The following is a 13,733-nucleotide window of genomic DNA, read 5'->3' on the forward strand; positions in this document are numbered from 1 at the left end:
GGGTCTAGTACATTCAAACTTGTAAGGCTTTCGCCACCACCTGGCAATGTAGACCAAACACCAATATCTGAGAGGCTAACTTTTTGCGTGACAGTAAACGCATTACTAGATTGACAAAAAAGCGTACCTATCAAGGTGGTTGATGATAATACGAAGACAAATTTTATGAATTGCATTATTTTTACCTCTTTTGCAAATTTTCTCAAAATAAATAGCCACAGTGATTTGCCATTCAAGGCTGGGTCAAGTGGAATTCAACAAAGGGAGTATCTACTCGTCCAGTCCAAACTTTTTTCATTATTTCTATTAGCCAGTCTTCCAGCGGCTCCCCTGTGAAATCTGTCTTCTGTGTGGAATCGCTCGTACTTTCATACCGAAACCGAAGCTGATATATACCTGGTTTGAGTGAGTTAAAGGAGTAAGAGCCACCATCTCCGCTAGAAAAACTAAGCAAAAATTGGTCGTGCTTACTCCAGTAGACACTGGTACTTGGAAAGAATGTCAGGCTTTTTCCAGGTGTGACTAACAAAAAATCAGATTCTTCAGGTCTCGTAAACCAGTCCCTAAAAAAGGCTCCCTGCCGCACCTGACCATCTGGCGTTACCAAGTCAGGGGTAAAAGTGCTATAAAAGCTGAAGTAAAATGGGGTTAATGTGTTGTTGGTAATCCGCATCCCAATCTGTGAATAATTTTCTGGCTTGGGACTCTTGTTTCTATTTATCACGGTCAAAAACGGCTTCGGTATGAAAGTTTCAAAACGAATTCCATCTACTTCCACTACGTTTTTATGATCTTCAACAGGTGTCAGCAAGCGAAAATTAGCGAAGGGAGTTGTCAACTCACCTGTTCCAGCTACTTCTATTCTCGTTTTTTGTCTAGTCTGAAGATAAGTGAGCGGATCTAGCGGATCTATGTATGATATTGTCCCAGTAGGGTTTTCATAAATGAATCGAATCTGATATTCCCCAGGCCCCACAGTATCAAAAGACCAAGATTTATCGAGGTCTATAGGGGGGCCAAAGTAGGTAGGGTCATGTAATATCAGTTGCAGTACATTATTTTTCCAAGACAGTCTTCCCTCCAGAGATGTGACTATCTGCTTTCCAAACCCAATTAACTCCCCACTATATTCTCCGCTCCCAACTTGCCTGTTTATCGGTTCTTTTCGATGCAGCACTCGACCATCTGGCCTTCGGATTTCTGGGATTAAGGCATCATACAATATGAAAGGAATCGGGGTTTGTGTAGGATTGGTAATGCTGACAGTGAAGCTCAAGGGAGCAGTAGCACCGGGCTGGTTTTCTGGGATTGCTAGTGCAATAATTTGTGGCTCTCTGATTTCCAGTAGGAGGCCAGATTGTTTGACTTGATTGCTGTTATTCGCTCCTTGAGATGTCATATTTTCTATCCTTCCAATTCTTGAGTGTTCATTGCCAACAGCTTGTATACTCCCATAGGTTACTACCACGATCGCCGAAATTACTAAAGCCAATAAAAACCGGAGAAAATACCTCATCGCTCGCCCCCTGAATTACCGCACAATCAGCCCAAAAACCAGAACCACACCGCCGCACCAAATACCATCAGCCAAAACAACTTCCCACCACGGCCACTCGACTCTGGGGGATGTTCAACCAAAGTATACCTGTAATATCCCAAAACTTGCCCGTATTCGTTCTGAAGCGGTTGAGAATTCGACCAATAATCCGAATAACTCATGGGAGGATACAAGGAAGGATTGCGATAATTTTCCGGCATACTCCGCAGTCTACCGGGTAGATGACCGTAAGTTAAATTTAGCTTTGAACGAGGAGGTAAGCGTTCTTGAAGAGCAAGTTCTTTCTGTGTTACCTGGACGAACTCGAACTTGACTTCGTGAGTGGGATGGGGCCCAATTGTTCTATTACAACTGATACAAAACTGATTGCAAGCTAGCTTTTGAGGGTGAGGACAGTGAAAATTGTTGCAGTAATGTTTTTCGCGGTGATGTGTTTGCGAGTAGTTCATAACGATGCCTTTGATTTCCCTGATTAATGAGTTGACAGACAGAAAACAACCTCAATCCTGATTTGACTATTCTTGGCTTTTTCGGTTTTTGAGTCTTTTAATTGCAGGCAATACAACGAGAGCAAATAGCGTTCCTAATGCTGTAGTAGGTTCGGGAACGGCTTCTGCTGAGAGTGCGTCGTCGTCGGTATTTTTAGATGAGACTTTTGGAGTTGTTGCGGTGAGAGTATCGTCTTGATACGATAGTTCTGGGTCTTCAAGTAAGTCGGCACTGATGCCTGCTAAATCTACTTGGTCATAATTGTTATCCTCTGAAGATAGTTCTGGGTCTTCAAGTAAATCGGCACTGATGCTTCCGATATCTGCGTTATTTTCATCGTTTTTTGTTGATGATAGTTCTGGGTCTTCAAGTAAGTCGCTGCTGATGTCTGCTAAATTGAGTTGGTTTTCGTTGCTTTCTGTTGATGATAATTCATGGTCTTCAAGTAAGTCACTGCTGATGCTAGCTAAATTGACTTGGTTTTCGTTGCTGTCTGTTGATGATAGTTCTGGGTTTTCTAGTAAGTCACTGCTGATACTGGCTAGGTTCGCATTGTTCAAACTGTTGTCAGTTGATGATAGTTCTGAGTCTTCGAGCAAGTCCCTTGCTGTTAAGTAGTCAGTGTTAGCTTTGCTACTGCTCTCAACAAGCGAGCTTGAACGCAAGTTCGCCCCATTACGGTTTGATGTCGCAGAAATGGAAACTGCCCGAATCGGACGCGGGCCCGGGCTGGGTGCTGGCCCTGGGCGCGGACTTGGTGCTGGGGCCCGAGGCGGGCTGGGTGAGGGTAATGTAGTAGTAGTTGTTGATGTTGAGACAACCACACTTGATGATGTTGACCCCAGTGGAGATGTTACCCAAGGTGTAGGTGTTGGGAAAGTTGATGGAGTCCAAGGTGAGGGTGACGGTGCTGGCGACACTGATACTATTACTATTGGTGATGGTTTTGGTGACAGGGTTGGTCGAGGTGTTGGTGACGGGCTTGGTCGAGGTGTTGGCGATGGTGAGGGTCGAGGTGCTGGCGATGGTGAGGGTGTTGGTCTGGGTGTTGGTGATGGGGTTGGTCGAGGTGTTGGCGATACTGCCACGCAACCGATGCCGCCACCACCGCTGCTGCTGTTGGCGACAATGGTGCTGCCACTTTTTGTCAACATATTTGGCGGACAAAGTGGAAGTGGAATTTGGGGTGTTTGAGTGGGCTTTGGAACGGGAGCCGGAACGGGAACGGGATTTTTATTAGGAAAATACTCGTATGTCCAACCCCATCTGACTCCGTTATAAATCGTGACTTCTTGTTGATTCAATGGATTGGCTTGGGCGAGGTAAAGTTCCGCTGTCCAGTAATAATTTCAATTTAAATTGTTGCCTGTATCGGGGCGGTAGGGGCGATCTTCAAATAAACCGTTTGAACTTAAGGGATTGCCTGAAGCATAGTATGGATGTATGGCATTATTCCCTTTGCGACTAAGGTTGTCAATATAGCTTCTCTTAGCACCGATTGGTCCTTTAGTGCTGTCTGGGTAGTTAGTGGTAACGCGCTGAATCCAGTAAAGTAAATTGTTTCTATTTTGGGGGTTGGGATTAGGCTGTCTTTGGCTTATTCCAGGACGGTAAGTCAAACTAAGTACAGAGCCAATTCCCCCCAGATCAGTTCTGGCTAATGTAGTCCCCTGACCACAAACAGTCTTAATACCGCACGGGTATTGAAGCCTAACATTAAAACTCCCTTTTAATTCCCGTCCTTGCTTAAAAGTCCAACCGTCATTTCTGTAAAGATTTAAATCTTCTAGGAATCCCTTTGTACCTCCTAGTTTGATCTGACTAACGAAGGGTCTAGCCTTACTTAAATTAAGAGGATCGTCTGGATCGAGTGCATTTAAAGCTGTAATGCCTGTTCCTTTGTCAAAGACAGATAAAGACAAATAATTTGATATTCCAGCATTTTGTGTGAGAGTAAAAGCGATACTAGGTTGACTCGTCAGTGCAACTATGAAGCTAGTTGACAATACTAATGTAACTGATTTTGTTTGCATTTTCTATCCTTCATTCCCAAGTAAACTAACAAGTTTATAGTTACTGTTTGAAACAATATTCAGGCAGTTGTATTCGTTGGTATTCTATTTGAACTTATCTACCAGGCTAAACTCTATAAAAGAGGTTAATACTTTACCAGTCCAAATGTTATTTATTACCTTTTTTTTTCCATCTTCTCCATAAACTTTGACTTGGGCTGCATCATTACTATACTCAAGTCTAATCTGATAGTTTCCTAATTGAAGTCTGCTAAAACGCCAAGAGCCACCATTTCCGACCCAGATAATTAATTCAAACTGATTATCTTCTATCTTTTGGATAGAACCCCCAGGGGAAAAGATAACATCCTCTCCTGGCATAGCTAAGGGAAAATCTGACTCTTCATATCCTATTAACCAATCCGACCACTGACCAGTCTCCCGTATAATTTGACCACTCGGGAGCATTAATTCTGGAGTAATTGCGTCATGGAAACAGAAGCGAAGAGGAGTTGTGGTATTGTTAGTAATCCGAATTCCTAAATCTAATAGTTTACGACCATCAGATGGTTTCTCTGGCACAACCAACTCTCGTTCGGGCATCAGAGTTTCAAAGCTGATTCCATCAACTTCAATATTGCTGTTATTCGATTCTTTAGGTATCATGTTTGTTACAATTTTAATTCTTGAATGTTCCTCAATAACTACCGCTATAGGCTCAGTCGTAGCATCTTTGACGGTAACAATGCCATTGCGTGAGCCGCTGACAGAGTAGCGACTTGCGGGGGGTGTGTTGTCAGCTATCCTCTCTATTTTCCCCTGTTTATCGGCAGTAACTCCAGGTAAAAAAGAGCTAATTGCCATTGCTGCACAAAGGATTAAAGCCTGTATAAACAGCAAAAAATGTTTCATAATCTTGGCTATTTGCTAGCCGGATGATTAGTTGAAAAATCTCAAACACAACACCATATTCGTTACTAAAAGCAGCGCCAACCTCAGTGGCGGATCGGCAGATATAAAAGAAGTTGGATGAGATTATTTGCCAAGATTATCACAGCAACAATACCCGCCACAATCCGAAAATTTACTGAGTCGAGTGACATCTAAAGGCAATAATGTTATTGACGGCACTCTGATTTGCAGTAATTCATATCTCTTTTTTCATACCTGATAAGTGAATGAAGAGATTGACTGCGATGTCACAAGCCTAAATAGTCATTAAATTGATTTGCAAGTGTTATAAAAAAAAACTATCATCAAATAACTTATCAATAACTTTTTATGATAAATGAAAGCAAATCCGCTTCAAATAAGTTAATAAAAATAGGATATTAGACACAAAGTTCATTGGTTTGTAAGGGCTATTTTACAAAAGACAATACACAGCAATACTCTATAAATTCTCTCAGTGCTAATACTTAGAATTCTATCAAAACTTGCTCTCGGCCGCCCAACATACTCTCTGCAACATCTTTCAAATCTTCGCGACTTGCTAGATAAGTTTTCAAAGCATCTAATTGTTCCGATGCTGAGGGTGAAGGCAGCAATTATCGGGCACCGGCTGCTTCCTGTGGGGTTGATAAGCAGGGTGTAGAGGGTTTTCATTACTCTTTGTTTTTTCGGTTTTTGAGTCTTTTAATTGCAGGCAATACGGCTAGAGCTAGTAAAGTTCCTAATGCTGTAGTAGGTTCGGGAACGGCTTCTGCTGAGAGTGCGTCGTCGTCGGTATTTTTACCTGAGACTTTGGGAGTTGTTGCGGTGAGAGTATCGTCAAGGTACGATAGTTCAGGGTCTTCAAGTAAGTCGGCACTGATGCCTGCTAAATCTACTTGGTCATAATTGTTATCCTCAGAAGATAGTTCTGGGTCTTCAAGTAAATCGGCACTGATGCTTCCGATATCTGCGTTATTTTCATCGTTTTCTGTTGATGATAGTTCTGGGTCTTCAAGTAATTCGCTGCTGATGTCTGCTAAATTGAGTTGGTTTTCGTTGCTTTCTGTTGAAGATAATTCTGAGTCTTCAAGTAAGTTGCTGCTGATGCCGGCTAAATAGAGTTGGTTTTCGTTGCTGTCCGTTGATGATAGTTCTGGGTTTTCTAGTAAGTCACTGCTGATACTGGCTAGGTTCGCATTGTTCAAACTATTGTCTGTTGATGATAGTTCTGAGTCTTCGAGTAAGTCGCTGCTGATGTCGGTGAAGTAGTCAGTGTTAGCTTTGCTACTGCTCTCAACAAGCGAGCTTGAGCGCAAGTTCGCCGCATTACGGTTTGATGTTGCAGAAATGGAAACTGCCCGAATCGGACGCGGGCCCGGGCTGGGTGCTGGGGCCCGAGGCGGGCTGGGTGCTGGGGCTGGGCGCGGGCTGGGTGCTGGGGCTGGGCGCGGGCTGGGTGCTGGGGCCCGAGGCGGGCTGGGTAAGGGTAATGTAGTAGTTGTTGTTGATGTTGAGACAACGACACTTGATGATGTTGACCCCAGTGGAGATGTTACCCAAGGTGTAGGTGTTGGGAAAGTTGATGGAGTCCAAGGTGAGGGTGACGGTGCTGGCGACACTGATACTATTACTATTGGCGATGGTTTTGGTGACAGGGTTGGTCGAGGTGTTGGTGATGGGGATGGTCTAGGTGCTGGAGATGGTGAGGGTCTGGGTGCTGGCGATGGGGATGGTCGAGGTGTTGGTTTTGGTGATGCTGTTACGTAGCCTATGCCACCGCCACCACTAGCACTACTAGCGACAGGTTCACGTTTGGGTATCGGTATGGGTATATTCCAGTCAGGAATGATAAACGGGAATGGCTTTGGAGTTGGAGCTGGAACGGGAACGGGAACGGGAATCGGTACTGGCTGTTTGCGACGACGAGTTACTTTGTTTTTCCAGCCCCACCGTATTCCGTTGTAAATCGTAACGTTCGTTTCCGTAATAATTCGTCCTATTTTATCAGTTGTATTGAATGTCGAGGTGCCCACTAAGTAAGCTTCAGCCAACCAATAATGCTCCTCTAGAAAATCAATTCTGTAGCTTTTGTCTGCCAATCTTGTATTGCCACCTGGATAGAATGGAGTGTCTTGGTTTAGTAGATCTATGTCGAGGTATTTAGCTTTTGCTGCGGGATCTTTATGTGGTTTAACATAACTAGCATGGTTGGTATTTATCCACTGAATCCAGCGAAAATCTTGTGTTGTCTCACCTTGCCCTCGCACATAATTTAACTCAATTCCGCCACCTACTCCTGTTAACGTAGGTGGTATTTGTTGCTGTATATTCGGTAAATTTGGATATCTACATGGAATCTGTACAGTGCAAGCAAAATATTGTAATACTTGTAAATTCCCTCTTAAAGCCTTATTTGCTTTAGTAAAATTCCAAATTTTTGTTTGAGCGGAATTGTTTAAAGTAGCCAATCTATAGGCATCTAATAACTGATTTAAAATCCTTGTTCCACCCAGTGGTAGTTCTGTTACATGAGGAGGTGACAATGTAGTTGATACAGTTATTTCATCATTGCCATCGGTGTAAGTCGTAGACAGTTTGGGAATGTATAAATCTCGCGCACCTTTTTCGGCAAAACTTAGACTGAATCCCATAGCAGACTGACTCGTAAATGCAACTAGCAATGGCGTTGCCAAAAATATTAGAATAGTTTGTGGAGTTTTCATTATCTGTTTTTCCTTGCGTATCTACTACGTAAAAGTCTAGATAAGGTGTAAATTTTTGCCCTATTCACATCGCATTGAATCATTTCTCATGCATCTCAGGGCTGGGCTATACGGAATTCAGTAAAGGGGGTATCTACCCGCCCAGTCCAAACTTTTTCTATTGGCAGACTTTCAATCGACTCCCTTGCAAGATTTGTCTTCTGTATGATATCGCTCGTATTTTCGTACCGGAACCGAAGTTGATAGATACCTGGCTTGAGGTCAAAAGGGCAATAGCCACCATATCCATTAGTAACAAGAAGAGAAAATTTGTCGCGCTTACTCAAAGACAGGGTAATACTTGGAAAAAATGTCACACTCTTTCCCGGTGTGGCTAATAGAAAATCAGATTCTTCCGGCAATCTCATCCAGTCGCTATTATAGCATCCCCGCTCTAGCCGACCATCTGGCATTACAATGTCTGGAGTAAAAGTGGCATAAAAACTGAAGTAAAAAGGGGTTGGCGTGTTGTTGGTAATCCGCATACCAATCTGTACATAATTTATGACATTGTGCTTGTTCTTTCGCACAGTTAACAACGGTTCTGGAATGAAGGTTTCAAAGCGAATACCATCTACTTCCACTGCGTTTTTATTATCTTCAACAGGTTGCAGCAGGCGAAAATTAACGAAGGGAGTTGTCAACTTATCTGTCTCAGTTACTTCTATTCTCTTTTGTTGTCCAGTTCGTGGATCTAAGCATAAGACATTCCCGGTAGGACTGTTATAAATGAATCGAAGCTGATATTCCCCTGACCCAAGACTTTCAAAATACCAAGAGTTATCTAGCTCAATAGGGATTTGACCGCAGTATGCGCTGGGTAATGTTTGTTTAAGTCCCGTTAGTTGAAGTAAATTATTTTGCCAAGACAGTCTTCCATCCAGAGGGATGACTGTCTGTTCTCCGGCTCGAACTAACGTCGCACGATATTCCCCGCTCCCAACTTGCCTATTTATCGGTTCTTTGAGGTGCAGTTTTTGACCATCTGGCCTTCGGATTTCTGGGATTAAGGCATCATTTATGAAAGGAATTGGGGCTTGTGTAGGATTGGTAACGCTGACAGTGAAGCTCAAGGGAGCAGTAGCACCGGGCTTGTTTTCTGGGATTGCTAGTGCAATAATTTGTGGCTCTCTGATTTCCAGTAGGAGGCCAGATTGTTTGACTTGATTGCTGTTATTCGCTCCTTGAGATGTCATATTTTCTATCCTTCCAATTCTTGAGTGTTCATTGCCAACAGCTTGTATGTTTCCATAGGTTACTACCACGATCGCAGAAATTACTAAAGCCAAGAAAAACCGCCAAAAATACTTCATAATTTCGCCCTCTGGATTACCAGACAATCAGCGGAAAAACCCGAACCATACCGCCGCACCAAATACCATAAACCAAAATAACTTACCCCAACTCCCACTCGACTCTCCGGGATGTTCAACCAAAGTATATCTGTAATATCCCAACACAGGCTCACAATCATTCTTCTTCGGTGGAGTTCTCGGCCAAGTACGGGTAGATGACGGCCAACAATTCTCTGGCATACTCCGCAGTCTACCGGGCAGATAACCGTAAGTTAAATTCAGCTTTGAACGAGGGGGTAAGCGTTCTTGAAGAGCAAGTTCTTTCTTTGTTACCTGGACGAACTCGAACTTGACTTCATGAGTACGATGGGGCCCAATTGTGCGACTGCAACTGATACAAAACTGATTGCAAGCTAGCTTTTGAGGGTGAGGACAGTGAAAATTGTTGCAGTAATGTTTTTCGCCGTAGTTCATAACGATGCCTTTGATTTCCCTGATTAATGAGTTGGCAGACAGACAACCACAGTCCTGGACGCATTGTAACGGTGTAACAAGGTTTTGAGACTTGTGTTGAGCGTAAAGGTTGGAAAGGCTTCTATTCTTTGATGGCAATTGATATAAAACTCGTTACGTGCGAGCTTTTTTAGTTAAAGAGAGTGAGATTTGTCGCAGTAATGTTTCTCGCTGCGGTGTTTTTGACCGTAGTTCATAACTATTCATTCGATTTCCCCGAGCGATGAATTGATAGCTAACACTTGAACTGATTGACTAAAATTATCATAAACATTTGGCTCGGGATACAGGGTTTATACTGAAGTTTTGGGAAGTCACCTTGTATCTGAAACTTATGCTTAATTAAAAATTTATCTGTTACAAACAAGTTAAGTTTACACAATCTTTATAAAAAAAATCTGAGTTCCGGCGTTGAGGATCGGTTGTTGTCAAAAGCGTCAAGAGGACTGCTGGAAATGAAATTGGCACTCTGGTACACAAACTAACTTTACACAATCTTCACAAAACAGAGAAATTGTGTCAATTTAACACTTATCAGGGCTTACGCATTGTAACGGTTTAACAAGGCTTTGAGACTTGTGTTGAGTCCTTCGCTCTTACAGAAAATCGGTACGCACGTAAGCCCTGACTTGCGATGCCAATACCTAAAATTAGACCAAAACTTCCTCTCGGCCGCCCAACAAATTCTGCGCCGCCTCCAACATACTCTCGGCCACATCTTTCAAATCTTCGCGACTTGCTAGATAAGTTTTCAAAGCATCTAATTGTTCCGATGCTGAGGGTGAAGGCAGCAATTATCGGGCACCGGCTGCTTCCTGTGGGGTTGATAAGCAGGGTGTAGAGGGTTTTCATTACTCTTTGTTTTTTCGGTTTTTGAGTCTTTTAATTGCAGGCAATACGGCTAGAGCTAGTAAAGTTCGTAATGCTGTAGTAGGTTCGGGAACGGCTTCTGCTGAGAGTGCGTCGTCGTCGGTATTTTTACCTGAGACTTTGGGAGTTGTTGCGGTGAGAGTATCGTCAAGGTACGATAGTTCTGGGTCTTCAAGTAAGTCGGCACTGATGCCTGCTAAATCTACTTGGTCATAATTGTTATCCTCTGAAGATAGTTCTGGGTCTTCAAGTAAATCGGCACTGATGCTTCCGATATCTGCGTTATTTTCATCGTTTTCTGTTGATGATAGTTCTGGGTCTTCAAGTAATTCGCTGCTGATGCTAGTTAAATTGAGTTGGTTTTCGTTGCTTTCTGTTGAAGATAATTCTGAGTCTTCAAGTAAGTCGCTGCTGATGTCTGCTAAATTGAGTTGGTTTTCGTTGCTTTCTGTTGATGATAGTTCTGGATTTTCTAGTAAGTCACTGCTGATACTGGCTAGGTTCGCATTGTTCAAACTATTGTCTGTTGATGATAGTTCTGAGTCTTCGAGTAAGTCGCTGCTGATGTCGGTGAAGTAGTCAGTGTTAGCTTTGCTACTGCTCTCAACAAGCGAGCTTGAACGCAAGTTCGCCGCATTACGGTTTGGTATCGCAGAAATGGAAACTGCCCGAATCGGACGCCCACCCGAACTCGGTGCTGGGGCCCGAGGCGGGCTGGGTGCTGGGGCCCGAGGCGGACTTGGGGCCCGAGGCGGGCTGGGTGAGGGTAATGTAGTAGTAGTTGTTGATGTTGAGACAACCACACTTGATGATGTTGACCCCAGTGGAGATGTTACCCAAGGTGTAGGTGTTGGGAAAGTTGATGGAGTCCAAGGTGAGGGTGACGGTGCTGGCGACACTGATACTATTACTATTTTCGATCCAACAAAGGACAGTAATTGGAAAGAAAGTCACACTTTCTCCTGGCAAGGCTAAAAGAAAATCCGATGCCGATAGCCCTCTAACCCAATTACTAGCTCTACCCCACTCTATTATTTGACCGTCCGGTTTCAGCAGTTCTGGAATTAATGTTGTATATCGACTGAAGTAAAGAGGGATCGAAGTAGCGTTGGTAATTTTCATCCCTAACTCTACAGAGGTATAACCATTTGAATTAGCTTTTTTTACGGGGATACTCAATACGGGGTTTGACAGGATTGTTTCAAACCGGACGCCATCAAATTCAACGGCATTGTTGTCACTGGATTCTTCTATGGTCATGATGCTTGTCCTCCTTATTTCCTTATCCTCAGAATGTGGCAGTAGCGCCGGAGCTGATTTCAAACTTGTTTGCTAAAATTATTTCTGAATTTTATCACAACATAAAAGCTCACCACAATCCGAAATTTTACTGACTTTAGTGACATCCAGAGAACGAAATTAAATTTTACATAGTAATATTAGCTACGCCAGAAGGAAGATTTCAGATAAATTTTGAGTTTTGTAGATAAAAAGTTTCTAAGCATACTATTTTATGTGGGAAAAATGAGTTAACAGACAGACAACCACCTAAACCCTGACTTGACTATTCTTGGTTTTTCCGGTTTTTGAATCTTTTAATTACAGGCAATACAGCGAGAGCAAATAGCGTTCCTACTGCTTTAATAGTAGTAGGTGGAATTATCCAAGCCGCACCCTCGGCATCTCCCAGAGTGTAGGGGACATAGTAGTCTGGAGGATTTAAGGACTTAATAGTAAACGCAACCCCAGGCTGAGTTGTGAGTGTGATAAAAAGTGTTGTTGTGAACAAAGCTAAAGGATACTGTCGTAATACCATTTTTTTGAGCCTCACAAGTTAATAGTTAAAAAGAGAGCAGCTTTTTCGGAAATCATCTACAAATAGTAACTGTGACTAAAATTCGGATCTTGGCTGCACTATACGAAATTCTTCATAAGACGTAGAAACCATGCCTGTCCACAGAGGTTCTAAAAATCTCCAGGGTGTCATACCTCCATCAATTTTTCCTGTTTGAGAGTGATTTTCATAAGTAAACCGAACACTATATATACCTGGTTTCAAATTGCACAAAGTCCAAACTCCACCACTACCGTCATAGCCTGTAAGTCCAAGCTGGAAGCCACGCCAACAGAACTTGGCATTTATAAAAAACGTCAAATGTTCTTGTGGGAGAAGTAATAAAAAGTCTGATTCTGTCGGTGTTTTGGTTGCATTCCTAGCATAGCTTCGTTCGATTAATTCCCCATCTGCTCGTTTTAGTTCTGGAGACAAATGGAAACAAATAAACCGATAGGATATTGAGGAATTGTTGGTAATGCGAATCCCAAACTGTACGGAGTTTTTAAGACCCTTGATATTTGAGATTGTTAGCTCTCGCTCTGGGACTAAAGTTTCAAACCGGACGCCATCAACTTCAACGACATTGTTATCACTTGATTCTTCTATGGTCATGATGTCTGTCCTCCTTATTGCTTTATCCTAAGAGTGTGGCAGTAGCGCCGGAGCTGATTTAAAACTTGTTTGCTAAAATTATTTCCGAATTTTATCACAACATAAAAGCTCACCACAATCCGAAATTTTACTGACTTTAGTGACATCCAGAGAACGAAATTAAATTTTACATAGTAATATTAGCTACGCCAGAATGAAGATTTCAGATAAATTTTGAGTTTTGTAGATAATAAGAAAAATACTCTGAATTGCATTGTTTTCACCTATTGGGCAAATTAAACGAAAAGAAATAGTGATTCGCCATTCAAGGCTGGGCTAGGCGGAATTCAACAAAGGGAGTATCCACCCACCCAGTCCAAACTTTTTCTATTGGCCGACTTTCAATCGACTCCCCAGCAAGATTTTTCTTCGGTATGGTATCACTCGTATTGTAATACTGGAAGCGGAAGTGATATATAGCCTTTCTCAAAAAGGTGAGGTACGAATTTTGCCCTGGAAAGCTTGACAATACAGGGTTTCTGTATACCTCATTTATCTGAGAACCGCTATATACCTGGCTTGAGTTGGTCAAAAGAGCAATAGCCACCATAGCCGCTAGAGACACCAAGCGAAAATTGGCTATGGTTAGTCCAGAAAAGGCTGATATGTGGAAAAAATGTCACACTTTTTCCAGGTGTGACTAACAGAAAGTCAGATTCTTCAGGCCCTCTCATCCAGTCGTTAGCATAGCCTCTTCGCTGTACCTTACCATCTGGCATTATAAGTTCAGGGTAAAAACTGCCATAAAAGCTGAAGTAATCCGATCGCACACAGACCAAAGAAACCGGATTTTTCCCCACACCGCAATTACCA

General features: G+C 42.7%; 16 protein-coding genes. 1 reads left to right on the forward strand and 15 read right to left on the reverse strand.

All coding sequences use genetic code 11. From position 1 onward, the window contains the following. Positions 1-232: 232 nt before the first annotated feature. The 3 genes from P2A85_RS15730 to P2A85_RS15740 form a co-directional block, all read right to left on the reverse strand. Entirely contained in the window at positions 233-1,516 is a 1,284-nt protein-coding gene (locus tag P2A85_RS15730) for a hypothetical protein (protein WP_377473643.1), read from the reverse strand. Positions 1,517-1,542: 26 nt separating this feature from the next. Beyond that, on the reverse strand, positions 1,543-2,007 hold the full coding sequence (locus P2A85_RS15735) for a hypothetical protein (RefSeq protein WP_377473637.1): 465 nt from the start codon (positions 2,005-2,007) through the stop codon (positions 1,543-1,545). 66 nt (positions 2,008-2,073) lie between these two features. Next, positions 2,074-2,712, reverse strand: coding sequence for a hypothetical protein (locus P2A85_RS15740; protein ID WP_377473639.1), 639 nt, complete (start codon positions 2,710-2,712; stop codon positions 2,074-2,076). 31 nt (positions 2,713-2,743) lie between these two features. Here P2A85_RS15740 and P2A85_RS15745 point away from each other — a divergent pair, with 31 nt between their 5' ends. Further along, positions 2,744-3,241, forward strand: coding sequence for a hypothetical protein (locus tag P2A85_RS15745; RefSeq protein ID WP_377473645.1), 498 nt, complete (start codon positions 2,744-2,746; stop codon positions 3,239-3,241). 155 nt (positions 3,242-3,396) lie between these two features. Here P2A85_RS15745 and P2A85_RS15750 read toward each other — a convergent pair whose 3' ends face one another. From P2A85_RS15750 to P2A85_RS15805, 12 genes are all read right to left on the reverse strand, one after another. After that, positions 3,397-4,080, reverse strand: a complete 684-nt coding sequence (locus P2A85_RS15750) for a hypothetical protein (RefSeq protein WP_377473647.1) — start codon at positions 4,078-4,080, stop codon at positions 3,397-3,399. 84 nt (positions 4,081-4,164) lie between these two features. Further along, positions 4,165-4,971: a hypothetical protein gene (locus P2A85_RS15755; protein WP_377473649.1), complete on the reverse strand. Its 807-nt coding sequence runs from the start codon at positions 4,969-4,971 to the stop codon at positions 4,165-4,167. A gap of 506 nt (positions 4,972-5,477) precedes the next feature. Then, a complete protein-coding gene (locus tag P2A85_RS15760) occupies positions 5,478-5,606 on the reverse strand; it encodes a hypothetical protein (protein ID WP_377473651.1) in 129 nt (42 codons plus the stop codon). 57 nt (positions 5,607-5,663) lie between these two features. Next, positions 5,664-7,715: a hypothetical protein gene (locus P2A85_RS15765; protein WP_377473653.1), complete on the reverse strand. Its 2,052-nt coding sequence runs from the start codon at positions 7,713-7,715 to the stop codon at positions 5,664-5,666. A 95-nt stretch (positions 7,716-7,810) separates the two neighbouring features. Next, positions 7,811-9,067, reverse strand: a complete 1,257-nt coding sequence (locus P2A85_RS15770; RefSeq protein ID WP_377473656.1) for a hypothetical protein — start codon at positions 9,065-9,067, stop codon at positions 7,811-7,813. A gap of 27 nt (positions 9,068-9,094) precedes the next feature. Beyond that, on the reverse strand, positions 9,095-9,523 hold the full coding sequence (locus P2A85_RS15775) for a hypothetical protein (protein ID WP_377473658.1): 429 nt from the start codon (positions 9,521-9,523) through the stop codon (positions 9,095-9,097). 689 nt (positions 9,524-10,212) lie between these two features. Next, on the reverse strand, positions 10,213-10,356 hold the full coding sequence (locus tag P2A85_RS15780) for a hypothetical protein (RefSeq protein WP_377473660.1): 144 nt from the start codon (positions 10,354-10,356) through the stop codon (positions 10,213-10,215). Between the two features lie 57 nt (positions 10,357-10,413). Beyond that, positions 10,414-11,058, reverse strand: a complete 645-nt coding sequence (locus tag P2A85_RS15785) for a hypothetical protein (RefSeq protein ID WP_377473662.1) — start codon at positions 11,056-11,058, stop codon at positions 10,414-10,416. 10 nt (positions 11,059-11,068) lie between these two features. Continuing rightward, positions 11,069-11,692 (reverse strand): hypothetical protein, encoded by a 624-nt coding sequence (locus tag P2A85_RS15790; RefSeq protein WP_377473664.1) that lies wholly within the window; start codon positions 11,690-11,692, stop codon positions 11,069-11,071. A 304-nt stretch (positions 11,693-11,996) separates the two neighbouring features. Further along, complete coding sequence (locus tag P2A85_RS15795) at positions 11,997-12,248, reverse strand: hypothetical protein (RefSeq protein WP_377473667.1); 252 nt, start codon at positions 12,246-12,248, stop codon at positions 11,997-11,999. A 75-nt stretch (positions 12,249-12,323) separates the two neighbouring features. Next, positions 12,324-12,881: a hypothetical protein gene (locus P2A85_RS15800; RefSeq protein WP_377473669.1), complete on the reverse strand. Its 558-nt coding sequence runs from the start codon at positions 12,879-12,881 to the stop codon at positions 12,324-12,326. A 545-nt stretch (positions 12,882-13,426) separates the two neighbouring features. Further along, positions 13,427-13,720 carry a hypothetical protein gene (locus tag P2A85_RS15805; RefSeq protein ID WP_377473671.1) on the reverse strand — a complete coding sequence of 98 codons (294 nt, stop codon included), beginning with the start codon at positions 13,718-13,720 and terminating at the stop codon, positions 13,427-13,429. Positions 13,721-13,733 lie beyond the last annotated feature (13 nt).

The organism is Microcoleus anatoxicus (assembly GCF_042465725.1).
Lineage (GTDB): Bacteria > Cyanobacteriota > Cyanobacteriia > Cyanobacteriales > Microcoleaceae > Microcoleus > Microcoleus anatoxicus.